This is a genomic window from Methylotenera sp., assembly GCF_029945705.1.
GTDB lineage: Bacteria > Pseudomonadota > Gammaproteobacteria > Burkholderiales > Methylophilaceae > Methylotenera.
The window spans coordinates 23,823-48,259 of record NZ_JAQSDC010000003.1 but is presented as its reverse complement, the minus strand read 5'-3'; the positions used below and the strand labels follow the sequence as shown (position 1 = coordinate 48,259).

The 24,437-nt window shown below is 41.9% G+C and carries 26 protein-coding genes; 6 read left to right on the top strand and 20 right to left on the bottom strand.

Annotated elements, in window-relative coordinates; translation table 11 throughout:
• Positions 1 to 7: 7 nt before the first annotated feature.
• Genes PSU78_RS00870 through PSU78_RS00860 form a run of 3 tightly spaced genes read right to left on the bottom strand, consistent with a single transcriptional unit; the run spans position 8 to position 1,891 of the window.
• Positions 8 to 922, bottom strand: coding sequence for a polyprenyl synthetase family protein (locus PSU78_RS00870; protein WP_300382854.1), 915 nt, complete (start codon positions 920 to 922; stop codon positions 8 to 10).
• Positions 912 to 1,178 (bottom strand): exodeoxyribonuclease VII small subunit, encoded by a 267-nt coding sequence (locus tag PSU78_RS00865; RefSeq protein ID WP_300382851.1) that lies wholly within the window; start codon positions 1,176 to 1,178, stop codon positions 912 to 914. Before PSU78_RS00865 ends, PSU78_RS00870 begins: the two co-directional genes overlap by 11 nt.
• 41 nt (positions 1,179 to 1,219) lie before the next feature.
• Complete coding sequence (locus tag PSU78_RS00860) at positions 1,220 to 1,891, bottom strand: alpha/beta fold hydrolase (RefSeq protein ID WP_300382848.1); 672 nt, start codon at positions 1,889 to 1,891, stop codon at positions 1,220 to 1,222.
• Positions 1,892 to 2,080: 189 nt separating this feature from the next.
• On the opposite strand from PSU78_RS00860, the gene PSU78_RS00855 reads away from it, so the two are divergent.
• Positions 2,081 to 2,860 (top strand): 3',5'-cyclic-nucleotide phosphodiesterase, encoded by a 780-nt coding sequence (locus tag PSU78_RS00855; protein WP_300382845.1) that lies wholly within the window; start codon positions 2,081 to 2,083, stop codon positions 2,858 to 2,860.
• 75 nt (positions 2,861 to 2,935) lie between these two features.
• The gene (locus PSU78_RS00850; protein WP_300382843.1) at positions 2,936 to 4,012 is read left to right on the top strand and encodes a cyclic nucleotide-binding domain-containing protein; all 1,077 of its coding nucleotides are present in this window, start codon (positions 2,936 to 2,938) and stop codon (positions 4,010 to 4,012) included.
• A gap of 55 nt (positions 4,013 to 4,067) precedes the next feature.
• On the opposite strand, the gene tfpZ is transcribed toward PSU78_RS00850, so the two are convergent.
• The 6 genes from tfpZ to PSU78_RS00820 all read right to left on the bottom strand — a co-directional run bounded on the left by tfpZ (position 4,068) and on the right by PSU78_RS00820 (position 8,394).
• The gene (tfpZ, locus tag PSU78_RS00845; RefSeq protein ID WP_300382840.1) at positions 4,068 to 4,805 is read right to left on the bottom strand and encodes a TfpX/TfpZ family type IV pilin accessory protein; all 738 of its coding nucleotides are present in this window, start codon (positions 4,803 to 4,805) and stop codon (positions 4,068 to 4,070) included.
• Positions 4,806 to 4,948: 143 nt separating this feature from the next.
• On the bottom strand, positions 4,949 to 5,368 hold the full coding sequence (locus tag PSU78_RS00840; RefSeq protein ID WP_300382836.1) for a prepilin-type N-terminal cleavage/methylation domain-containing protein: 420 nt from the start codon (positions 5,366 to 5,368) through the stop codon (positions 4,949 to 4,951).
• A gap of 167 nt (positions 5,369 to 5,535) precedes the next feature.
• Positions 5,536 to 5,955, bottom strand: coding sequence for a prepilin-type N-terminal cleavage/methylation domain-containing protein (locus PSU78_RS00835; protein WP_300382836.1), 420 nt, complete (start codon positions 5,953 to 5,955; stop codon positions 5,536 to 5,538).
• A gap of 468 nt (positions 5,956 to 6,423) precedes the next feature.
• The gene (locus PSU78_RS00830) at positions 6,424 to 6,975 is read right to left on the bottom strand and encodes an SRPBCC family protein (protein WP_300382831.1); all 552 of its coding nucleotides are present in this window, start codon (positions 6,973 to 6,975) and stop codon (positions 6,424 to 6,426) included.
• Positions 6,976 to 7,148: 173 nt separating this feature from the next.
• A complete protein-coding gene (locus PSU78_RS00825) occupies positions 7,149 to 7,409 on the bottom strand; it encodes a hypothetical protein (RefSeq protein ID WP_300382829.1) in 261 nt (86 codons plus the stop codon).
• A gap of 10 nt (positions 7,410 to 7,419) precedes the next feature.
• Positions 7,420 to 8,394, bottom strand: coding sequence for a YncE family protein (locus PSU78_RS00820; RefSeq protein ID WP_300382826.1), 975 nt, complete (start codon positions 8,392 to 8,394; stop codon positions 7,420 to 7,422).
• A gap of 118 nt (positions 8,395 to 8,512) precedes the next feature.
• On the opposite strand from PSU78_RS00820, the gene PSU78_RS00815 reads away from it, so the two are divergent.
• A complete protein-coding gene (locus PSU78_RS00815) occupies positions 8,513 to 8,998 on the top strand; it encodes an RNA pyrophosphohydrolase (RefSeq protein ID WP_300382823.1) in 486 nt (161 codons plus the stop codon).
• Between the two features lie 57 nt (positions 8,999 to 9,055).
• Here PSU78_RS00815 and asd read toward each other — a convergent pair whose 3' ends face one another.
• The 6 genes from asd to nadC form a co-directional block, all read right to left on the bottom strand.
• Positions 9,056 to 9,910 (bottom strand): archaetidylserine decarboxylase, encoded by an 855-nt coding sequence (asd, locus tag PSU78_RS00810; protein ID WP_300382820.1) that lies wholly within the window; start codon positions 9,908 to 9,910, stop codon positions 9,056 to 9,058.
• Positions 9,911 to 10,012: 102 nt separating this feature from the next.
• Entirely contained in the window at positions 10,013 to 11,029 is a 1,017-nt protein-coding gene (gene ilvC, locus PSU78_RS00805; protein WP_300382818.1) for a ketol-acid reductoisomerase, read from the bottom strand.
• A 66-nt stretch (positions 11,030 to 11,095) separates the two neighbouring features.
• Positions 11,096 to 11,602, bottom strand: coding sequence for an acetolactate synthase small subunit (gene ilvN, locus PSU78_RS00800; RefSeq protein ID WP_300382814.1), 507 nt, complete (start codon positions 11,600 to 11,602; stop codon positions 11,096 to 11,098).
• Positions 11,602 to 13,380, bottom strand: a complete 1,779-nt coding sequence (locus tag PSU78_RS00795) for an acetolactate synthase 3 catalytic subunit (protein WP_300382811.1) — start codon at positions 13,378 to 13,380, stop codon at positions 11,602 to 11,604. The genes ilvN and PSU78_RS00795 overlap by 1 nt, the downstream gene beginning before the upstream one ends.
• 276 nt (positions 13,381 to 13,656) lie before the next feature.
• Positions 13,657 to 15,441 carry a GspE/PulE family protein gene (locus tag PSU78_RS00790; RefSeq protein WP_300382808.1) on the bottom strand — a complete coding sequence of 595 codons (1,785 nt, stop codon included), beginning with the start codon at positions 15,439 to 15,441 and terminating at the stop codon, positions 13,657 to 13,659.
• A gap of 44 nt (positions 15,442 to 15,485) precedes the next feature.
• Positions 15,486 to 16,367, bottom strand: a complete 882-nt coding sequence (nadC, locus tag PSU78_RS00785; protein WP_300382805.1) for a carboxylating nicotinate-nucleotide diphosphorylase — start codon at positions 16,365 to 16,367, stop codon at positions 15,486 to 15,488.
• A 136-nt stretch (positions 16,368 to 16,503) separates the two neighbouring features.
• Here nadC and PSU78_RS00780 point away from each other — a divergent pair, with 136 nt between their 5' ends.
• On the top strand, positions 16,504 to 17,133 hold the full coding sequence (locus PSU78_RS00780; RefSeq protein ID WP_300382802.1) for a glutathione S-transferase N-terminal domain-containing protein: 630 nt from the start codon (positions 16,504 to 16,506) through the stop codon (positions 17,131 to 17,133).
• Between the two features lie 39 nt (positions 17,134 to 17,172).
• Here PSU78_RS00780 and PSU78_RS00775 read toward each other — a convergent pair whose 3' ends face one another.
• From PSU78_RS00775 to PSU78_RS00760, 4 genes are all read right to left on the bottom strand, one after another.
• Positions 17,173 to 17,502, bottom strand: a complete 330-nt coding sequence (locus PSU78_RS00775) for a hypothetical protein (protein WP_300382799.1) — start codon at positions 17,500 to 17,502, stop codon at positions 17,173 to 17,175.
• 158 nt (positions 17,503 to 17,660) lie between these two features.
• The gene (locus PSU78_RS00770; protein ID WP_300382796.1) at positions 17,661 to 18,413 is read right to left on the bottom strand and encodes a hypothetical protein; all 753 of its coding nucleotides are present in this window, start codon (positions 18,411 to 18,413) and stop codon (positions 17,661 to 17,663) included.
• Positions 18,414 to 18,448: 35 nt separating this feature from the next.
• Positions 18,449 to 19,558, bottom strand: a complete 1,110-nt coding sequence (mnmA, locus tag PSU78_RS00765; protein WP_300382792.1) for a tRNA 2-thiouridine(34) synthase MnmA — start codon at positions 19,556 to 19,558, stop codon at positions 18,449 to 18,451.
• A gap of 12 nt (positions 19,559 to 19,570) precedes the next feature.
• Positions 19,571 to 20,014: an NUDIX hydrolase gene (locus tag PSU78_RS00760; protein WP_300382789.1), complete on the bottom strand. Its 444-nt coding sequence runs from the start codon at positions 20,012 to 20,014 to the stop codon at positions 19,571 to 19,573.
• Positions 20,015 to 20,182: 168 nt separating this feature from the next.
• On the opposite strand from PSU78_RS00760, the gene PSU78_RS00755 reads away from it, so the two are divergent.
• Complete coding sequence (locus PSU78_RS00755) at positions 20,183 to 20,782, top strand: nucleoside triphosphate pyrophosphatase (protein ID WP_300382786.1); 600 nt, start codon at positions 20,183 to 20,185, stop codon at positions 20,780 to 20,782.
• Positions 20,783 to 20,852: 70 nt separating this feature from the next.
• Complete coding sequence (gene rng / locus PSU78_RS00750; protein WP_300382783.1) at positions 20,853 to 22,304, top strand: ribonuclease G; 1,452 nt, start codon at positions 20,853 to 20,855, stop codon at positions 22,302 to 22,304.
• Between the two features lie 51 nt (positions 22,305 to 22,355).
• Here rng and PSU78_RS00745 read toward each other — a convergent pair whose 3' ends face one another.
• Entirely contained in the window at positions 22,356 to 24,428 is a 2,073-nt protein-coding gene (locus PSU78_RS00745; RefSeq protein ID WP_300382780.1) for a dynamin family protein, read from the bottom strand.
• Between the last annotated feature and the right edge of the window lie 9 nt (positions 24,429 to 24,437).

Genomic DNA, 24,437 nt, shown 5'->3' with positions numbered 1-24,437 from the left:
AAATGATTTAAAATCTACGTTGCGTAATAAATCCAGCTAATTCACGTAAACGTAAGGCACTCTCACCAAAAGGTATTAATGCTTCAATCGCATTGTTATATAGATATTGCGCATGTTGTTTGGCATCAGCTAAGCCTAATATAGATACATAAGTAGGCTTGTTGCTATCGGCATCTTTGCCCGCAGTTTTTCCAAGTGTAGAACTATCTGCTTCTACATCTAAAATATCGTCAATGACTTGAAATGCCAGGCCGATATTTTTTGCATAAGTGCTTATTGCAGCACTTTTCTCTTTATCACCGTTAATTCCACCTAGTAAGACTGCCGCTTGAATTAGCGCACCAGTTTTTAATTGATGCATTTGCTCAAGGTCAGATTGACTGAGCATTTTACCGACAGAAGCTAAGTCTATGGCTTGGCCGCCTGCCATCCCAGTAGAGCCTGAGGCTTTGGCAAGAATATTGAGCATGCTTATTTGATGATGAGTTTCTGCACATAAATTGGATTGTGATAGCACTTCAAAAGCCAAGCTTTGCAAGGCATCGCCGACCAATAATGCCGTAGCATCATCAAATTGTTTATGGCAGCTTGGTTTACCTCGACGTAAATCATCGTCATCCATGCACGGCATGTCATCATGGACTAGAGAGTACGCATGAATGAGTTCAACGGCACATGCTGCTGTGTCAGCCACTTTGACCTCTGTGCTACATAACTCAGATGCGGCATAGCACAGCAGAGCACGCACGCGCTTGCCACCCTCTAATGCGCTGTAACGCATCGCACTGTGAAGTTTTTGTGGTGTGGCGTTAGCGGCAGGTAGTGTGCTGTTTAACACACTTTCAATACGCGCTTGCTTTTCCGTTGCCCAAGCTGAAAAATCCAGCAATGTTGTTGCAGATGAATGACTATTATTCATCATCAGACTTAAATGGCATCAGCTGATTACGCTCATTTAGAATTTGAACCTGTTGCTCAACGTCAGCGAGTGACTTTTGGCAAAACTGCAGTAGGCTGTTGCCGCGCTGATAAGCCGCCAACGACGACTCTAAAGTCATTTGTCCAGACTCCATACGCGCAACAATGCTTTCTAACTCAGCGTATGCCAACTCAAAGTTCTCTGGCTGCGCGATATTATTCTCTTGGGATGTTACTGTTTTGGATTTAGATGCGGTCATAGCAAAACTTAATTGGCGTTAAGGCGATATTCTACCAAATCCTATGCTAAACACTGCTTTAAAAATCCACGAATATCACTAATCTCTTCCATACATACTGAATGTGCCATATTGTATTCATGCCAGCTGACAGAATAATGATTATTTTGTAATGCTTGCAGAGATATTTTGCACATATCCAGCGTGATAACATCATCAAACACACCATGTGCCATAAAGATTGGCGTTGTTGCATTGGCTGGATTAGCTTCAGAGGCTAGCTTGGTTTTAACTGGTAAGTACGTAGATAAAGCCAAAACGCCGCCTAACTTTTTCGGATAGCGAAGTGCAGCATATAAGGCAATCGCTCCGCCCTGTGAAAAGCCCGCAATCACAATGCGCTCAGCAGCAATACCTCTGTCCAGTTCTTTTTGAATGAGCGAGTTAACGTAGTGTTGGCTATTTTTTATGCCATCTTCGTCCTCTTTACTACTACCTGTCACGCCATACAAATCATACCAAGCCGGCATGATGTAACCACTGTTGCGAGTGACCGCCATTTCCGGCGCATGAGGTAGTATGAATCGCACATTGGGGATGTTAAGTTTTTGCACGATAGGCTCAAAGTCATGACCATCAGCGCCTAAACCATGCAACCAAATCACGCTGGCGTTTACTTTTAGGTGGCTTTCATGTTGGTTGCTGACTAATTCTAGAGGCGCTTTATAGTTCATTGTGGCAGCTTTATAAGTAAGTTCGTCGGTAAGTAAGAGTGCAATTTATTTAGGTAAAACTTGAAGTGATGTTTGATTAAATAAGATTGCTATTAAAAAAATAATATCTGTTATATGCTGTTAATAAGCAGTGAAATCATAGCATTGTATTAAATATAAACTGTATTAAATATAACTATAAAAAATTGTATGCAAATAAAAATATTAGGTTGCAGTGGTGGAATAGGTGCTGAATTGCGCACTACCTCTATGCTTGTTGATCAAGATATATTGATCGACGCGGGTACGGGCGTCGGTAATTTGTGTATGGACGAGCTACTGAAAATCGACCATATTTTACTTACACATTCACATTTAGACCATATTGCGTTCCTTCCATTTCTGCTCGATACCGTCATGGGGATACGCGCGGAACCAATCACCGTATATGCAAATAAAGAAACTTTAGAAACCTTGCGCCTCCATATTTTCAACTGGAAAGTATGGCCAGATTTCAATGCAATTCCCAGTGTGGACAACCCATTTTTACGCTATAGCGAAGTGAAACTAGGTGAACCCCTTGAGTTAAATGGTCGGAAATTTACGCCGTTACCAGCTAACCATGTCGTACCTGCTATTGGTTATCATGTTGATAGTGGTGAGGCGAGTCTTGTATTTACTGGCGATACCACTGTTTGTGATGCCTTATGGGTTGAAGTCAATAAAATCAAAAATCTTAAATATTTGATTATTGAAACCGCGTTTAGCAATAGCGAGCTGGTTTTGGCGCAGCTTTCCAAACATCTATGCCCATCGTTACTAATCAGTGAACTTGCTAACCTGACCATGCATCATACTCAGCACGCTGTAGAGGTTTATATCACGCACCTAAAGCCAGGTGAGGGCGAAAGTATCATGCAGGAAATTGCAGAAAGTCATTTAGCGTTCCCTATTCACGCGCTTAAGCAACAGCAAGAGTTTCATTTGTAGTTTTTTAATATAGCTTCTTAGCACGATACCAATTTCACAGCATTCATTATAAAAGTACCCATTAAGGTTTTAATCATGGCAATCGCTGATTCATCATTATTAGAGCATCTAGAGCCGATTGCTAGGTTATCTGCTGGACGCAGAAAAGAACTTGCCGCGTTATGCTTTATTGAAAAGGTCAATCAAGACATCGATCCCATGCGAATGAATATGGCTAAAGCCGCGCAAGCCATGTATTTAATTAAAGGTGATTTGGGTCTGCGCTATGATGACGGCAGAAAAGCCAGATTACGTGGCGGCACAGAAGTCACCAAGCATCCCGTCAATGGCGACGCTAAAATTACAGACACCATTGCGCTTACCGATATTGAGATACTTCGAATAGACATGGATCTACTCGATATTATGATGACTTGGGATCAGCTTTCTAATGCCGATATTCCTGCTAAAACTGTTCAACCTAGCATCAGTGAGAAAGCCTCACGCAGCGTGGGCGATTGGATGAACGAAACTGGCGTATTTAGCGCCTTCAATCTACAAAGTGGGATATTTAGCCGTCTACCAGCTGCCAATGTAGAGGAAATGTTTAAGCGCATGACCAGTATTACTGTTACCGCAGGACAAACTATCATTCAGCAAGGCGGCGAAGGTGATTATTATTATCTTATTCAAAGCGGTTGCGCGCAAGTGACCAGAATTGTAGACGCGAGCCAGCCACCTCTTATACTGGCTGAACTTAATGAAGGCGGTGCATTCGGCGAAGAAGCGCTAGTGTCAGATAATAAGCGCAATGCTACTGTCACCATGAAAACTGATGGCGAACTACTACGACTCAATAAGAAAGACTTCGTAGAGCTGTTAAAGGCACCTATCATTAACCAAATCAGCTTGGCTGAAGCACAAAGTAGAGTAAGTGACGGTGCAATATGGGCTGATGTACGATTACCCTCAGAGTATAAATATGACCATATTCATGGCGCAATCAATTTGCCACTTAGTGAGGTTCGTCAGCTAGCCATGAATCTTGATAATAGGAAAGAATATATACTTTATTGCCAGACTGGTCGCCGTAGTTCTGCTGCTGCGTTTGTATTAGCTCAAGTTGGAGTTCAGATATTTGTACTGTCTGACGGGACGCGTAGATCACGTTAATTGCCACTATAGGTAATCTATAGGGTGAACTTAAGAGTGGTAAGACGTAAATTCTTTAATTCTTTGCATTCATTATTTGAATAAATCTGCCAGTTTTAGCATCTATAACTACAGACATGGATGCAAACTCTGTACTAATCGGAATGAATAAAAAGTCATTTACTGTTTGCTTACGCAATGTAATAAATTGGTCAACCATCACCTTATTCTTACTGTTTTTTTCTACTAGTTTGGTCATTGGGATACCTGCTTTTACAACATCCCTTCTATATTTCTCATACTGATCATATAGCCTAGGATAATGATAAGCATATTCACTTACAACCATAGCAAACATGGATTCTTTTTTATCTTTTTTATCTGGTGTAGCAATAGCTACGATCTTAGGGCCTGTCACAGAGAGCTCCCGCCACTCTGGAACTTTTGCTTTTTTTAGCTCTTTTGGAGTTATATCCGAAGCGGCTGCTACTTGGAATCGATCTTTATTGAATACAAGAAAGACCGGGCGTGATAGTTGAATTACATAAATACCATATGACAAAGCAGCAAGTTGTAATATTACAATGCAACTCAAATCAAATTTAAGGCTGCTCTTGTTTGGTTTAAATACAAAGAATGTCAGAAGAGGGCCTAAAAAGACATCTACAAATCCAATTAAAGTAACTAACTTTTCTCCTCCCATCAAGAAGAAATAATTGTTCGGGTACCACAATACATACATGGCTGATAAAATTATAACTACAATCAAAACACTTATAGATAAATGTATTCCAGTAGCTTTGAATCTATTCATGTTACATTTCCATTGACTTGTAATTTAGTGATACTTGACTTTGGTTGAGTATTTAACTACTAATACAGAATTATTGAAAATAAAAGCGGTATTAACAAAACATACCGTTTTATTGTAATCAACTTTCCAATATTAACTTTTAACTAATTAGCCTTACAGAAGTTTGGAGCCACGCATGAACCGCTATTTCTCCACGTGATATTTGAACCGTTAATTGTAGGTGTCAATATTGAAGTATAACCACCTGCAGCTGTAGTACCTGTGCCAGTAATAATACCGTTTGCAGTTACTAGTGATGCAACATTAGGTGTTGCTGCTGGAGCTGCTTCAACACCTTGTAAGCCATTGCTACAACCTGTTGCTGTTCCTGGGTTAGCTGTGTTGTCAGTAATGCAAATACCTACAGATTGTTTGAATGTGTCGCTTAAAGACAAAACTTCACTGAATCGAGCTTTCTTAGTGTAGTTTTGGTAACTAGGAATTGCAACAGCAGCCAAAATACCAATAATTGCTACAACAATCATTAACTCGATTAAGGTAAAACCTTTTTGTACTTGTTTCATTTTATTTCCTTTAGTCTGTATTAGATGAGTTGCGCTATCTTAATTGTAGGATTAAAGCATTCGCTTTACCTTCAATCGTTACCTAACTGATTACAATGCAGCGAATAAAACGGCATTAAGAAAACATACCGTTTTATTGCAATCAACTTTCCAATATTAACTTTTAACTAATTAGCCTTACAGAAGTTTGGAGCCACGCATGAACCGCTATTTCTCCACGTGATATTTGAACCGTTAATTGTAGGTGTCAATATTGAAGTATAACCACCTGCAGCTGTAGTACCTGTGCCAGTAATAATACCGTTTGCAGTTACTAGTGATGCAACATTAGGTGTTGCTGCTGGAGCTGCTTCAACACCTTGTAAGCCATTGCTACAACCTGTTGCTGTTCCTGGGTTAGCTGTGTTGTCAGTAATGCAAATACCTACAGATTGTTTGAATGTGTCGCTTAAAGACAAAACTTCACTGAATCGAGCTTTCTTAGTGTAGTTTTGGTAACTAGGAATTGCAACAGCAGCCAAAATACCAATAATTGCTACAACAATCATTAACTCGATTAAGGTAAAACCTTTTTGTACTTGTTTCATTTTTAGTTCCTTTATATAAAAAATTAAAATTTTTGCACTACACCCTAAGCACTAGGTGTTGCAGTGCTCGGAATACATTTAGCAATAGCTGTGCCAACTTTCTTGATACGTTTGCTTTTTGAGTTGATTGAATGGTGAAATATTTTTATTTTTTTCTATTTATTTTGTAATTTACGCGTAGAAAGATTCAGTTGTATTTTAACGTAACTCATTGTAATTGAATGATTTAATATTTAACATTGACTGGATTTCACGCCTATGATGGCGTAACGAGGGTAATGTTTTATGATTAATTGCACTCGCGCAAAGGCCTTATTACTCTATCTATAGCAATAAAAAAAGCGGGGTCCCCCCCGCTTTTTCTTAATTTGACTGACAAAAAATGTCACTTTTGTCAGAAATCGTCACTTTACCAAAACTTCCACCATGGTTTTTTACCAGATGCTTCTGCGCCAGTTAACTGGCCAGTTACTTTGAGTTTTCGGCTACCTTTTGTAAGTTTGCTAAACCTGAATCAAAAATACCTGTGATCGCTTTAACGGCTGTTTCGTCATCTTGACCCGCTGGAATTGGTGGGTTAAGTTTGTATAGGCGATAGAAGCGGCCTACCCATGTGACTTTTGATTCACCTGGTTTGTCGCCTTTTTCTACAGTCATTGTTGCGTTGTAGTCTGTCAATGGCAGTGTACCAGTTACGATTTCATATTTAATTTTCATGGCTGCATCATCAATGCTGCGTAATTTCTCATACACATTGCCACCATCTTTAAACGTAAGTGTTCTGAAAGTAGCCATGTCGCCATTTTCATCTTTTTTCTGCTCAACTTTAGTGCTGGCTACGCCCGGGTGCCATTTATGAATGCCACCAAAATCTTTAACGATTGCCCATACTTTAGCTGGATCAGCTTTAATGACGATGGTTTTTTCAACTTTTTGTGGTGATGGGCCGTGCGCTGATGCTGTGAACGGAACTAGACTTACGCTTAAGCCAAGCGCAAGCAATGCTAAAATCTTTTTCATTTACTATCTCCATGACTCTCTGTGATGAGAGGCTTTAAAACTCTCAATAAAGAGAGGCTCTAATTAAACTACTTAAAAACAACGATGCATTATAAATGAGAACGTACCTTTATTAAATGCATTGTAGTCTGTATTTTAATTAACGAGATAGTAAAGGCTTGGTTGACATAAGGTTATCCATTAGCGTTAGTAGTAGCGACGCCCTCATCGCGAAATGGTATTCGGCACGAGGGCGTTCGCGTGTGAATAATGTGCTTCAGCACATATATTCCACGGAGATAGCCTTTACGGTTGCCTTCTACCTGTATTAATGTAGGAGCGGCTTGCAGCCGCGAACCTTTTGGAATGTATTCACCGTTGCATTCGGGGCTGCAAGCCCCTCCTACAGGTGTGAGTATGGAGATGTAATGTTTAGTAGATGGAGGTAGTGACAAAACTTTTGAATTAACGTACTAAAACAAACTGCCCGAATGCACGACTTTTGTCACCCGTTTTGATGATTTCCACTACTTGGTTGGTTTCAGTGTTAATCACGCTCACGCTATTGCTGCCCCAATTGGCAACGTAAGCACGGTTGTTGGCATTATCTAAACTTATACCCTCTGGTGTATTGCCAACATTAATAGTGGCGATGGCTTTGCGTGTAGACATGTTGATTACGGTAATGCTGTCATCTTGCGTATTGCTCACATAGAGTTTCTTTCCATCTAAACTGAGTGCGGCGCAATAGGGGTGATAGCCTACTTTCACTTTGTACTCCGCATTAGTTTTGGTGTTAATGATACTCACTGTATCTTCTTTTACATTCACGCTGACTAACCATAAACCTGTTCGGCTGAGAGCAAGCCCAAAAGGGTGCTTACCTACTGGAATGCGCTTTTTGATGGTAAGCGTCGCCGTATCAATCACTGCAATGTCGTTACTGTCACGATTGGCGATGTACAGCCATTTGTTATTTGGGCTGACGACCATACCAGCTGGCGCATCTCCTACACTCACTTCATTTGTCGTATGGTCTTTACTCGTATTAATAGCTAATACGCGATTATCAAACCAATCAGCAACATAAAGCGTCTTACTATCTGGCGATAATGCTAAACCGACAGGGGAACCTTTGATTTTTATGGTTTCTACTACAGAGTTGTTTTGCGTATCGATAATCGAAATTTCTTGGCTTTCTACATTTGAAATATAAGTGCGATTTAACTTAGCTGAAACGGCAACTCCCACAGGTGCTTTACCAACCTTGATCGTGCTAGTAACTTGGTTAGTTGAGGTGTCAATGACAGATACAGAGTCTTCGCCCTGATTCGTAATATAGGCCAAGTTTGCATGTGCTGGTTTGATGGCGGCTTGGCAAGCTGTAGTGAGCGTGCACGTTAATGCGCAAATCATCAAAAGAGCGAAAAATTGATTCATTTTCAAAAATTTAATTGATAGTATTTTCATAGGCTTAGCTATTATACTCAAATGGCTGCTTTCAAAAATACTCAAAATATGAAAAAATCGTATTAAATAATTTAGGCAGTAAAACGTTATGTTAGATCGAGACGGGTTTCGCCCGAATGTTGGCATTATTTTATGTAATGCCAACAATCAGGTTTTTTGGGGTAAGCGCATCCGCGAACATGCTTGGCAGTTTCCGCAGGGGGGTATTGACCACGGTGAGAGTCCAGAACAGGCCATGTATCGTGAGCTGATGGAGGAGGTAGGGCTGAAGCCTGAGCACGTACAGATTTTGGGTCGTACCAAAGACTGGCTTAGATACGAAGTGCCTTCAACTTGGATTAAGCGTGAGTATCGCGGCAGCTACAAAGGCCAAAAGCAAATTTGGTATTTATTGCGCATGCTAGGACGAGATAGCGATGTGTCGTTGCGTGCAAGCGAGCATCCAGAGTTTGATGCATGGCGTTGGAGCGAGTATTGGGTGCCATTAGAAGATGTGATTGAGTTTAAGCGCGGCGTGTATGAGTCAGCACTGAATGAGTTAGCGCCACATTTGCATCATAAGCATATTAAGTAATTAGCTATAAAACAAAAAAGCCAGCTGTGTACTCATTGCAGGCTTTTTTGTTAATTTCTATTTGTTATTGCCCATCAATTCACCTAGGCGGATCGTTTTTGCACGCTGCCAATTAGCATTAAATTGCAACGCGTTCTTTTCAAACAGCATCACTACGGTAGAGCCAAGTAAGAATCTGCCCATTTCTTCACCTTGTTTCAGGCTGATGTTTTTGTCATCGTACTTCCAAGTTTTAGTTTTACCTGTGCGAGGTGGATTGATGATGCCATTGTTCGCGTCATGCCAAACAGTTGCCATGCTACCAACAATAGTCGCGCCGACTAATACCATGATAAAGCTACCATATTGCACTGAAGTGAACTCACATACGACACGTTCGTTTCTGGCAAACAATCCAGGTACGCCTTGTGCTGTGGTTGGGTTAACCGAGAATAAAGCGCCTGGTACATAAGTCATACTTTTTAATATGCCATCACAAGGCATATGAATGCGGTGATAATCTTTGGGGCTTAAATACAAGCAAGCAAAATGTCCACTTTCAAACTTACCTGCTAATGCTTTATCGCCACCAACCAAGGCCGTTGTAGAATATGTGTGGCCTTTTGCCTGAAATATTTGGTCTTTTTCAATCCCGCCAAATTGGCTAATTGCACCATCAACAGGGCAAATAAAATCAACCTGAGCAATTGGTCGCGCGCCAGTTTTGAGAGGGCGTGTAAAAAATTCGTTGAAGGTTTTATAGGATGTGATGTCAGGATTAGCCGCTTCAGCCATATTAACTTGATAACGCTTTACGAACCACTTGATGACTGATGTGGTTAAATTGCCCCCATGATAGTGAGCCAATTTACCTGCAAGGGCAGTAATTGACTGTTTGGGTAATATGTATTGTAAAAGCACGGCCATCTTCATCTTTAGCTAACCTTATTTGGGAACGCATATTTCTATTGAAATTCATAAAAAAAGGGCAAACCGTCAAACGTTTTGCCCTTTTAATTTTTTAGCTAACTAAAACTAGTTTTTAGATTGATCAACTAATTTGTTTTTAGCAATCCAAGGCATCATTGCACGTAATTGGCTACCTACTTGCTCAATTGGGTGTTGTGCATTTAAACGACGACGTGCAGTCATTTCAGGGTAGTTTGTACGACCTTCTAAAATGAAGCGTTTTGCGTAGCTACCATTTTGAATGTTAGCTAAACATTCTTTCATCGCAGCACGTGCTTGAGTATTGATCACTTGCTCGCCAGTCACGTATTCACCGTATTCAGCATTGTTTGAGATTGAGTAGTTCATGTTGGCAATGCCGCCTTCATACATTAAATCTACAATCAATTTCAATTCGTGTAAGCACTCAAAGTATGCCATTTCAGGCGCATAGCCAGCTTCAGTCAATGTTTCAAAGCCCGCTTTTACTAATTCAACAGCGCCACCACATAACACCGCTTGTTCGCCGAACAAGTCAGTTTCAGTTTCTTCACGGAAGTTAGTTTCAATCACGCCACCTTTAGTGCCACCGTTTGCAGCAGCGTAAGATAATGCAAGGTCTTTCGCTTTGCCAGAAGCATCTTGATAAACAGCGATCAATGAAGGTACGCCGCCGCCTTTTAGATATTCTGAACGCACAGTGTGGCCTGGGCCTTTTGGTGCAATCATAATGACATCTAGGCCAGTGTGTGGTGTGATTTGGTTATAGTGAACGTTAAAACCGTGTGCAAATGCTAAAGCCGCACTTGGTTTCATGTTGCCATCAACTTCGGCTGCATAGATTTGTGCCATCGTTTCATCAGGCAATAACAACATCACAACATCAGCATCTTTAACTGACTCTTTAATTTCTAAAACAGTGTGACCTGCAGCAACCGCTTTAGCCCATGAACTGCCGCCTTTACGAAGGCCGATAGTGACGCTTACGCCGCTATCTTTAAGGTTTGCCGCATGCGCGTGACCTTGTGAACCGTAACCTACGATGGTCACTTTTTTGCCTTTGATTAAATTAAGGTCTGCGTCTTTGTCGTAATAAACTTTCATTTCTTTTACTGCCTTTCAATGCAAATGCTGAATAAATTATAGAGAGATTTTTATAACCTGTTTTGCTTAAACTTTTAAAATGCGGTCGCCACGGCCTATGCCAGAAGCGCCTGTACGTACTGTTTCTAAAATTGCGGCTTTATCTAGGCTTTCAATAAAGGCGTCTAACTTAGTGCCTGAGCCGGTAAGCTCAATAGTAAAGCTGCCGTCGGCCACATCGATAATACGACCACGGAAAATATCACACATGCGTTTCATTTCTTCACGAAACGCACCCGTTGCTTTGACTTTTACGAGCATTAATTCGCGCTCGATAAATTTACCATCGTTTAAATCAAGCACTTTTACAACGTCAATGAGCTTGTTTAACTGTTTAATAATTTGTTCGATCACCGCTTCAGAACCTGAAGTGACTATGGTCATGCGAGACAATGTTGGGTCTTCTGTTGCCGCGACTGTGAGTGACTCAATATTGTAGCCGCGCGCTGAAAATAAACCTGCTACGCGTGATAGCGCGCCAGCTTCGTTTTCCATGAGTAGCGAAATAATATGGCGTGGAGCGTTAGTCGTCATTATAAGTCCTCCGCACCAATATCACTGGCTAAAATCATTTCAGACAAACCTTTACCATTTTGTATCATTGGGAATACGTTTTCTTTTTGGTCGGTGATGAAATCTAAGAACACAAAGCGCGATTTCATATCAAAAGCTTCTTTCAATGCGCCTTCTACGTCGCTAGGCTTAGTGATTTGCATGCCCACATGACCATAAGCTTCGGCCAATTTAACGAAATCTGGCAGGCTATCCATATAAGACTCTGAATAACGATTCTCATAGAAAAACTCTTGCCACTGACGCACCATACCTAAGTAGCGGTTGTTAAGCATAATGACTTTAATTGGCAAATGATATTGCGCACAAGTTGAAAGCTCTTGAATATTCATTTGAATACTGCCTTCGCCTGTGACGCAAGCTACTTGCGCATTTGGGTGCGCAAATTGCACGCCCATGGCATAGGGCAAGCCAACCCCCATGGTGCCTAAGCCGCCAGAGTTAATCCAACGACGAGGGTCATTAAACTTGTAATATTGCGCCGCCCACATTTGATGTTGGCCTACATCTGACGTCACAAAAGCTTCGCCCTTAGTCACTTCATGTAGCTTTTGAATAACGTATTGCGGTTTAATAAACTCATCGCTTTGTGCAAAATCTAGACATTTTTTGCTACGCCAAGCATTAATTTGTTTAAACCATGCCGCTAGCGCGTTGGTGTTTTGCACGAATTGATTTGAAGCCTTTTCAGTTTCAATCAGCTCGTTCATATCTGCAAGTACAGATTTAACGTCACCAACGATAGGCACATCAATTTTTACACGTTTTGATATTGACGACGGGTCAATATCAATATGAATAATCGTACGTGGATTTGATAAGAAGTGTTTGGTATTGCCAATCACGCGATCATCAAAGCGCGCACCAACAGCCAACAGTACGTCACATTCTTGCATCGCCATATTGGCTTCATATGTTCCGTGCATGCCAAGCATGCCCAAGAATTTCTCATCAGATGCCGGGAATCCGCCTAGTCCCATCAAGGTGCTAGTGATAGGAATGCCCATAGACTGAATAAGCTTGATTAAATGTGCTGATGCATCGCCCAAAACGACGCCGCCGCCTGAATACACCATCGGGCGTTTCGCTTCGGCAAGTAGTTTGAGCGCTTTTTTAATTTGTCCTAAATGACCTTTAGTCACAGGATTATATGAACGTAAACTGACGCTTTCTGGGTACTCAAATTTGCATAGATCAGCCGTAATATCTTTTGGAATATCCACTAAAACAGGCCCTGGGCGACCACTTGCTGCTACGTAGAACGCTTTTTTCATGGTGGCCGCAATGTCTTTTACGTCTTTAACCAAGAAGTTATGTTTTACGCAGGGGCGAGTAATACCAACTGTGTCGCACTCTTGGAATGCATCTTCCCCAATGGCGTAAGTAGGCACTTGCCCACTAATAATCACCATAGGAATTGAATCCATGTAAGCGGTAGCAATGCCAGTAATCGCGTTAGTAGCACCTGGACCTGAGGTGACTAATGCCACCCCAACTTTGCCTGTAGAGCGTGAGTAAGCATCAGCTGCGTGTAGTGCGGCTTGCTCATGGCGAACTAAAATATGCTTGAATTTATCTTGATGATAAATAGCATCGTAAATATGCAGCACCGCGCCGCCTGGGTAGCCAAATACAAACTCAACGTTTTCTTCGTGCAAGCAGCGAATTAAAATCTCCGCGCCTGTGATTGGTTTAGAGCTTAGTGGTTTGGAACTACTGTTTTTTGGAGTATCTGCCATAAATCTTTTAATTAAAATATTTTTTTATATTTTATACATTATTCGGTAACCCTATAGATTAACGGTTTGAGGCCATTTGGTCAAGAATGAAAGTGTTGGTGGCGCATTGTTTTTGAGATAAGACTATGTTTATTTGAGTATTCTTGGAGAATTTTCTGCAAGTTGGCTTGATATTAAGAACACCTAAACTTTTATCACTAAAGTTTAGTTAAAGTGGCATGTTCTGCAACCCGCATGGATATTGGCTTGCAGAACTGGTGTTTTAGTTCTTTTTTATTATTCAATCTCAAGCGGCGGAGCCACTTTCATCAGCTCTTCAATGGTCGTTGTGCCAGCGGCAATTTTCTCTGCTCCATTAATGACTAGTGGTTGCATACCATCTTTATAAGCTTGTTTGGTAAGTTCAGCAAGGTTGGTTTCAGGTGTAATGAGTTTACGTAAGGCTGGGGTGATGGTGAGCATTTCATATATGCCGCTGCGCCCTCTAAAGCCTGTGTTGCGGCACTCCATACAGCCTACAGGTTTATAGATATGTGCTGGTTTTGGTATGTTGAAGTTACCAACGAGTGCATCCCATTTACTTTGTTCAATCGGCTCAGGAACTTTGCAGCTGGTACATAGGGTGCGCACTAAGCGTTGTGCCATGATGCCAAGTACGGTGGAGTGAATGAGGTATGATGGAACACCTAAATCTAATAGTCGCGTAACGGCGGATGGTGCGTCGTTGGTGTGCAGGGTGGATAGCACTAAGTGGCCTGTGAGCGCCGCTTGTATCGCCATGTCGGCAGTCTCTAAATCGCGAATTTCACCTACCATGATAATGTCAGGATCTTGCCGCATCAGTGTGCGGATGCCTCCTGCGAAGGTTAAGCCGATATTTTGCTGTACTTGCATTTGATTGAATAATGGTTCTACCATTTCAATCGGCTCTTCAACCGTACACACGTTGACTTCTGGCGTGGCAAGTGTGCGTAAGGTCGCATAAAGCGTGGTAGTTTTACCTGAGCCCGTTGGCCCTGTGACTAGAATGATGCCGTTAGGTGATTTCGTCCAACCATGCCAAATGGCGGCTTGCTCTTCTGCAAAACCGAGTGCTAAGAAGCCTTTTTCCGACACCTCTGGCGCGAAAATCCGCATGACCAGTTTTTCACCAAACGCAGTAGGCATGGTGGATAAGCGCAGCTCAATTTCTTGTCCATCGCTACTCAGTGTTTTAATACGGCCATCTTGTGGGCGGCGTTTTTCTACCATATCCATACGACCGAGCAGTTTAATGCGGCTGGTGATGGCGTTCATAATATTAGGCGGTAATTGATACACTTGATGCAACACGCCATCGATTCTAAAGCGCATCATGCCCATGCCGCGGCGTGGTTCTAAGTGAATATCACTTGCATGTTGCTCAAAAGCGTATTTGAACAGCCAGTCCACAATATTCACCACATGCTGCTCATTGGCATCTAGGTTTTTATCTTTACCAAGTTCAATCAATTGCTCAAAGTTTTGTACGCCAACAATCTGCCCAGCTTTGGCTAAATCAGCCGCATTCATCGAGTTGGCTAGATTGTATATCTCTGGCAAGTAACGGCTAATCTCAAGTGGATTCGCCATCACTAGCTTGATTTTCATCTTCAGTACGCGCTCAAGGTCGGCAATCCACTCTGTACTAAACGGTTCGGTCGTGGCAATCACAGCCTCACCATTTTTGACCGAAATAGGCATGATTTTTAAGCGCTCAGCATAACCTTGTGAGACGATTTTAGCAGCTGAGCCAAAGTCTAATTTAAGCGGGTCAATATGGTAGTACTCAAGACCAGAGCGCTCGGCAAGCCATGTTGAGAGGAATTCAACTGTGATTGCTTTATTTGGGGCCTTAAGCGCTTTCCATTTTTGCTCACCAATCACTACCAACGGATGCAGATTAGACGAATCAAGTTTGCGGTCTTTGTATAGCTTTTCCGCGTGAGTTTTATCCACAATGCCGTCACTGACCAGCATGCGTAACGTATCGCCTAGTGAAAGGCGGCCATTTGGATTACTCAGAGTAGTCGGTTTGCTCATTGGCTGGTGATCCTCTTTTACGCGTTTATTATCTATTTATATCGTTAATTAGTATGAATGATTCTCATGGATAAATCGATAGCTTGGACGTTTTTGGTAATCGCACCAATCGAGATTCTATCTATGCCAGTCAATGCAATTTCGCGTACGTTCTTTAAGCCTATGCCGCCAGAAGCTTCTAATACAGCGCGCTTTCCCGATTGGCGATTAAAACTAACTGCCTCAACTAACTGCTCGGTACTAAAGTTATCTAATAATATACTGGTTGCACCTGCGGTTAAGGCCTCTTTCAGTTGAGACATATTTTCAACTTCAATTTGTATGCTCTTGCCTGAATTGAGCGCAAATGCTTGTGCCATGACTGCGGCTATGCTGCCAGCCGCGGCAATATGATTTTCTTTAATCAAAATGCCATCATACAAAGCCAATCGCTGATTATGCCCACCACCGATGGTTACTGCATATTTTTGCGCTAATCTTAAATTTGGAATGGTTTTGCGGGTGTCTAAAATTTGGCTTTGGGTGCCTGTAATGGCATCTACATATTTGCGGGTTTCAGTCGCTGTGGCTGAAAGCGTTTGCAAGAAGTTAAGTGAGCAACGCTCTGCGGTTAAAAGTGCACGGGCAGGGCCGGTGATTTCGCACAATACTTGATTGGCTTGAACGCTTTCGCCTTCAGCCACTTGCCAGTTGATTTTGACATTAGTATCGATTTCGTTAAAGCAAGCTTGTACCCATGGAGTGCCGCAAATAACCGCAGTTTCCCGAGCGATAATCGTTGCCGTGACCTGTTGCTCAGCTGGCACTAGTAATGAGGTAAGATCGCCTGTACCAACGTCTTCCTGCAACGCAGCTTGAGCTTGCTTGATTACCAGTTGCTTAAAAGCCTCGGAATTTGGCGGATAATGTTGATTAAATAAAGTCATGATTTAAATAGTGATTGTTGCTCTAAAAATATCGCTTTTTTTGAATAATTAATATGCGTTGATAAACCAAGCAGTGTTTGAATTATAATCCTATCAATCACTAATACACCTTTTAAAGTAAGCACAAACAATTGATATGAAACTTTTATACACCATTAATAGCCCTTATGCTAGAAAAGTACGCATTGTCGCGGCTGAAAAGCATATTGAAGTCACGCTCCAAGAAGTTGTTTTGAGTGCACCAGATTGCCCAGTTAAACAACACAACCCATTAGGCAAAGTGCCAGTATTGGTGCTGCCAGATGGCGATAGTTTGTATGACTCACGTGTGATTGTTGAGTATCTCGATAACCGCACGCCACTGGCGCATTTGATTCCACAAGATTTAAACGCAAAAGTAAAAGTGCGCCGTTGGGAAGCGCTAGCGGATGGTATTTGTGATGCGGCAGTTGCAACGATGCTAGAGCAACGTAAATCTGCCGAAAAACAAGATGCTGCCTTTACTGAGCGTCAATGGACTAAGGTCATCAGTGGTTTGAAGGCGCTGAATGAGGATTTAGGAAAAGCCGAGGGTGTTGGCAAAAGTAACTGGTGCGTCAATGGTACTTTTAGTTTGGCTGACATTGCTGTGGGTTGTATGTTGGGCTATTTAAACTTGCGATTTTCTAGCGTGATTAATTTGGCCGCAGAATATCCAAATTTAGAACGCTTACAATTAGCTTTACTAAAACGTCCATCGTTTAAAGGTAGCATGCCAGTTGCTTAAATAAATTAACTTTTCTTCAGGCTAACTGGTTAGTGCTAGCTAGTAAATAAAATCTTGGTTTTCATCCACTATGCCTGAAAGCCGATTTTTTTTACGCATAGATTGCCTGTAATTCAAGCGTTTTTGCGCAGCAGGTGGAAAGTCTGTGAATCTCACCATGCCACGGTCAATTAAGATAGAGATTAGATCCTCTAATACCCGCGCTAACTGAATATCACTTTCACGGAATGGCGAGCTTTCGGCTAAGGAGCTCTCTAAAAACTCAATATATTCTTTAGTATCACTTTCAATAAATTCCCAACCCGCACCAAGACTCTCTAAAGCGCTGGCGGTGATTGTTCCCTCTGCATTTTTAAAGACGTAAGCCATTTGAATCTCAGCAATCTAATTACATGAATAAACGAGCTAATTTTATAGCTTTTGACTTGATCATGAATCTGCGAATAAAAGGCTGAATCTTGCTCTAACTTAGGTTTTACAAGTTGTTTTGGATAAATCGGTTAGCTTAACCGTTACACTCAAATACGTTAAGAGGCTTTTTTTGCTAATGCTGCATCAATCTCACTAAACAAAGCGCTATACAAGCTGCGGGTATGTTTGTTCCAGTGCTGCCAGTCTTTCTCTAATGTTGTTCTCAGATTTTTAGCGGTTTCTAAATCACCTGTATTTGCTGCCCACAGCGCGTAATGCGCACGCGTATCTGGTGAGCCAAATGTATCAGCGGCATGAGCAAACTCAATACGAGCGTTAGTATTATCTTCGCTTGCAGCGTAACTTTGCGCAAGTATTAGACTGAGTTCTTCAGGTCTAAAGCTAGTATGTTTAGTTCTAATATCTAAAAGCAATTCAATTGCTAAATGTGGCTGCTTGTTATGAAATTTTGCTTTTGCTGCACCAAAACAAACCTCGGGATCGTTCGCGAAGGGGCCGCTCAGACAAGCATCAAATTGCTGCACTGCCTCGTTGTGTTGACCTGCGCCATCAAGTGCTGCAGCCAGGCGCATTCTGTTTTGCACCGTGGGTGTTAAGTCGAAAGCTTGTCTTGCATCGCGTAACTCACGAGTAGGATCTAGCAGGCTGAGTGCAATGTTTGAGACTTGTTTAACGCCACGGTTTAACTTTGAGGCGGGCATGTATTCTGCAAAAAAATAGGCAAGGCTACCCAGTAACGGAAACGAAAACAGAATAATGAGCCAGTACATTTGGCGACCAGTTCTAAGCGCATGGATTGCAAAAAATAGCGCGATTAAAAAGTGTAAACCTAAGCCTACAAACGGCATGAAAATCCTTTCTTTTTTACTTAGCTAGATTGGAGTTAAATTGCCGTGGTGATAATTCCACCACCTAGGCAAACATTACTTTCGTAAACTACGGCAGATTGACCTGGGGTAATCGCCCATTGTTTTTGACCAAATTTAATTTCGACTTCATCTTTAGTTAAGCGGTCAATTTCACATGGTGCATCAGGTTGGCGATAACGTGTTTTAGCGGCATAAACCCAGTTGGTGATTGGTTCTTCGTCGTCTATCCAAGTGAGTTGACTGGCCTTTAAGCCATCGTTAAGTAGTAATGGATGTTGGTGGCCTTGTACGACGATCAACTCGTTTTTATCCATGTCTTTGGCAGCAACAAACCAAGGCTCGCCGTTGCTTTCGCGGCTACCGCCGATTTTCAAGCCTTGGCGCTGGCCTAATGTGTAGTACATTAAACCTTCATGCTTGCCTACAGTTTTGCCTTCTGGTGTTTTAATCTCACCAGGTTCGCGAGGTAGATATTTGCTTAAAAACTCTTGAAAAGGGCGCTCGCCAATGAAGCAAATGCCAGTAGAGTCTTTTTTATCAGCATTGATTAATCCTGCATTACGCGCGATTTCACGTACTTCACGCTTGAGCATTTGCCCAAGTGGAAATAACGTTTTGCTTAACTGCGCTTGATTTAAACGATGTAAAAAATAGCTTTGATCTTTGCTACCGTCATCGGCTTTCATCAACTGGAATAAGCCAGGTTTGAGCGGGTTTTCTCGTACTTGAGCATAATGGCCGGTGGCGATGACATCTGCGCCCAAACCCATCGCATGGTCTAAAAATGCTTTGAATTTAATTTCGGCATTACACAAAATATCTGGGTTAGGTGTGCGCCCAGCTTTGTATTCACTTAAAAAATTATCAAATACACGGTCTTTGTATTCTTTGCTGAAGTTCACGGCTTCTATATCGATGCCGATTTTGTCGGCAACGGAAACTGCATCAATTAAATCTTGCTTGCTAGAGCAGTATTCATCGGTATCATCGTCTTCCCAGTTTTTCATGAAAAGCCCCGTCACTTCATAGCCTTGCTGCTTGAGCAGTAAGGCTGTTACGGAAGAGTCAACACCGCCAGAGAGGCCGACTACCACATGTTTCTTGTTTGATTTATTTAGGTTCATAAACTTTATATTTTATAAGTGCGTCACTACAGAAAGTGGAAATTTTTGACCGCTTAGGTAATCTTCAATACAAGTAATGACCTGCGCGCTACGCATTAACTTGGCATTGCTGCGAATCTCGTCTGCAGTCATCCACACCGTGCGGATAATACCTTCGTCTAGTCCTAACTCAGGTTGATGGTTGCTTACCGAGCCGATGTAGGCAAAGCGCAAGTAAGTAGTATCGTTATGTTCGTGTTTCCAATGGTAAATGCCCAATAATGCTTCTGGATTGAATATATAAGCGGTTTCTTCTAGCGTTTCGCGAATAACGGCCTCGATTAAACTTTCGTTATCTTCCAAGTGACCCGCAGGCTGATTGAAGCGGTTGCCGCGCTCGGTTTCTTCTTCTACCAGTAAGAACTTTCCGTTATCTTCTACGATCGCCGCGACGGTGGCGTGTGGCTTCCATTGCATGGTTTAGCTTTTCAATAAAATTTTTAGTATTTTAACCTGAACTGACTCACTGTGAATAAATAAAGCATTTTAAGTCAAAGCTTTGTTAATATCTGTGTAGTTAATTTAAAGTGCTTATGCTGAAAAAGCAGATGTCGCTAAAAAAAGTTTGAATAAGAAAAGTTGAGTATGCAGAACCCAGAGTCATTGCCATTTGTTTATCTTGCTTCGCGCAGTCCGCGTCGTGTGGAGTTGCTTAGTCAGCTAGGCGTGAGGTGCGAATCGTTGCCTGCTGATATTGATGAAACGCAACTTGCTGGTGAGTCACCTGAAAAATATGTCACGAGATTAGCTTGCGAAAAGGCACAAGCTTGTTTGCAGCGATTAACCATAGAGCACCAGGTCCATCCTGTTTTAGCGGCAGATACCACGGTGGTATTGGATGGTATTGTGCTCGGTAAGCCAGAGGATGATATTGATGCGCGCAATATGTTAATCGCATTATCTGGTAGTTTGCATGAGGTGCATACCGCCGTTGCTTTAGCTTTTAACAACCAAATTGAAGTGGTATTGTCTACTACGGTGGTCGAAATGATGGCGCTAACAGAGGCGCAAATTGAGCAATATATCACGACAGGTGAACCCAGAGATAAAGCAGGGAGTTATGGCATACAAGGTAAAGCAGGTGCGTGGATTAAGCGAATTGAAGGTAGTTATTCAGGTGTGATGGGCTTGCCTGTTTTTGAAACAGCAGAGTTGCTGAGAAAAGCTAACTTAGCGGTTTTGTAAATAAATAGCTCAATACTAAAAGTTAAACACAAGAAAAATAGTTTATATAAAAGTTAAAAGAGAATACAAATTGAGTGAAGAGATCCTAATTAACGTAACACCCCAAGAAACGCGTATTGCCATGATGGAAAATGGCGTAGTGCAAGAGCTGCAAATTGAGCGTAGCACTTCGCTGGGTTTGGTCGGCAATGTTTATCGTGGAGTGGTTTGTCGCGTTTTGCCTGGCATGCAGTCGGCCTTTGTGGAAATAGGTTTGCAACGAGCAGCTTTTTTACACGCCGGCGATATATTTGAATGTGGGCAATCTGATTCGCAGTTGCCAATTCAGGCTGTGCTGCATGAAGGCCAGTCTATTATGGTGCAGGTGATTAAAGAGCCTATCGGCACGAAGGGCGCAAGGCTAACAACGCAAATTAGTATTGCTGGACGTTTTTTGGTTTACCTGCCGCAGCAGGATCATATCGGCGTGTCGCAACGCATTGAGAATGAAGCTGAGCGTGAGCAACTAAGGGCACGTTTGGTTGGATTGTTACCTGAAGACAGAGTGGGCGGCTATATTATTAGAACCATGTCTGAAACAGCGACTGATGCTGAATTGTTAGCCGATGTAGATTATCTAACTAAAACTTGGGCGCATATTTCTGCAAAACATAAAACAGCATCAGACCGCGCTTTGGTTTTTCAGGATTTGAATTTGCCGATGCGCGTACTACGTGATGTGATTTGCGCCGATACTCAGGCAGTGCGTATCGATTCGAGTGAAACGTATCAAAAGCTGGTGGAATTTGCTAATTTATACGCGATTACTGCATTAGATAAGCTAGTGCATTACTCAGGCGAGCGACCATTATTTGACTTGTACAGCATAGAAAAAGAAATCGAACATGCCATGTCGCGCAAAGTGGAACTCAAGTCTGGCGGCTATTTGATTTTCGATCAAACTGAAGCTTTAACTACGGTAGATGTGAATACTGGCAGTTTTGTGAGTGGTAAAAATCTATCAGATACGATATTTAAAACTAACTTAGAAGCTGCTCAATGCATCGCTCGTCAATTACGTCTTAGAAATTTGGGCGGTATTATCATTATCGACTTTATCGATATGGATGAAGATACTCAGCGTGCTGCGGTATTAGCGGAGCTACAAAAAGCCGTTGCGCGCGATCGTTCGCGTACAGGAGTGAATGGTTTTACACCGCTAGGCTTAGTTGAAATGACGCGTAAACGTACGCGTGAGAGCTTGGCACATATCTTGTGTGAACCTTGCTCCGCCTGTCAAGGACGTGGTGAGTTGAAAACGGCTCAAACAGTTTGCTATGAAATATTGCGTGAATTATTACGAGAAGCACGTCAGTTTAACGCACGTGAATTACGAGTATTAGCTGCGCCAAAAGTGATTGATATGTTGTTAGATGAAGAGTCGCAAAGCTTAGCTAATTTATCTGATTTTATTGGTAAACCAATCTCGTTGTTGGTCGAGCCTAGTTACAGCCAAGAGTCGTTCGATATTATTTTGATGTAGTATTTGAAGCGGTAACTAATCACATAGCGCGTGAGTTACCTAATGCCTTGCTTAGTTTATGCTGCGGCCAATATGCGGTGCGTCAGCAAGAAGTGGTGGCCTGGTAAAGCCATTATTCTCTAAGTTAGGTGCATTGAGGCTGGCTGGAATCTGCTTGGATGTATCAAATTTAGCACATCTCATTAATTTTAGTAAGATTGCATCCAGCTGATTAGATTGTTGTAATAGTTTGAAAAATTCTTTTTCTGTTGACTCTAGATTCTTAATTAGCTTATCCGCGCTATTGTGAGATTCCATCAATGATTCAGCGCGTTTATCTAGTGATTTTTTGTGTGAGCTGATTTGCGTTTTAAGCTCGCCAATCACGACATTCAACCAACGAGTACACTCTAAATGTGCTTGTTCAAAATTCGCTTGAATTTGCGCACCTAGCCCTAAGTAAAACTTACGAATTAAAAAGTGCTTTTCCGTTAATACATTGACGGGGTCAGTACAAAAATCATTCGTAATTTTTTCTAGAGATTGCATATTGCTAATGAAACTACTCATGTCGAGTTCTATCGCTTCAGTTTTTTCAAAGCCATGCTTGCTCCAAAATAAGTGATACAGATCATCGGCATGCTTTTTAATTGTATTGCCTTTAAATTTAATTTCTTCAGCTAAGTTAATCGCTAATTTAGTGAGGCTTCGTATCCCTTTATTTAAACCAACAGTCGTCCAACTATCGCCCATATCTTGTTTGGTTTGTTCTAAGGTAGTATCTAAATAGCCAAGGCTCAAATGGCGTAAAAGTTTATCGCTTAGGCGTTTAATCTTTTCGCTACCTTGATTGAATGTCAGCACCGAGGCTTCATAGCGTTTGCGCTCAGCCACGACATTCGCCAGAATTTCTTTGGACGAATCACGATTTTGGTTTTGAATCTCTTTCAAGTCAGCAAGCTGGCTTTTCATCGTCGTCACGCGCATTTGCGCTACTTTGCGCGATGAACGTATCATGTTCGAACATTCAGTGACCACGGCGCGGCCTAAAATTTCATGTTTAGATTCAATGAGTTGGTTGGCAAGTGCGTCTTCCAAAGCACCAATGCCACTACGTTTTAGTAATGCTGCATCTTTTCTAATTTTGGCGACTAAAGCTTTTTGCGCAGACATTGCAAAAATATTGCGAGAATCCAAACCTAATTCACGCGCAGTACTTTGTATTTGCTTTTGTATTAGAGCATCAACTTCTGATTCAGATTCAAGGCCATCCCACAGAATATCGATTTTATTCAATACGACCAGTTTGTGCGCAGCGCGTTTTTGAACGTACTCTGTCCAAATTTGCATATCAGACTTGGTGATGCCCGTGTCTGTTGCCGTTAAGAATAATACCGCGTGTGCATTTGGGATGATGCTTAGCGTTAACTCTGGCTCTGCGCCCATGGTGTTAAGACCTGGGGTGTCAATTACGGCTAAGCCGTTTCTAAGCAATGGGTGAGGGTAGTTAATTAAAGCATGACGCCATACAGGGATTTCTACAGTACCTTTTTCCGCAAGCAATCGACGCATGCTTGGGTCATTTTCATTCCAAAAACCGAGTGACTTAGCAGTTTCTAAATCAACTTCTCTATTTTGAATTAAAGCTTTTAAGGCCTCTTTCATCGCATCTGGCGAAGTAACATCTAGACGAACCTTATGCCAAATATCTGAAGTGGTTTTTAGGTAAGTGAGTGAGTCGTCAGTTTGTCTGGTTTCAATTGGCAGTAACTTAATGCAAGGTTCTTCGCGGGCATCCCAGAATATCTCCGTCGGGCACATGGTGGTTCTTCCAGGAGCGCTTGGCAGTAAACGTTGATTGAAGTCTGAAAAGAACAGGGCATTAATCGTTTCAGTTTTGCCGCGCGAGAATTCCGCTAAGAACGCCATCACTAATTGATCTTTTTTTAAGATTTCTTTAATGTCGTAAAGTCTTAGCTCTTGTATCGCATCTAATGAATCTGCATGCCCTAACCAGTCGATATACTCGTCGATAGTGGCAATCAGGCTTGTACGCCATTCACTATATTCAGTGATTTTTGTACTTAAGCTGGAGGTCACAAGACCTTGCTGATCGGATACTTTTTCGGTAGGTTGCATGTTCATAATGTTGTC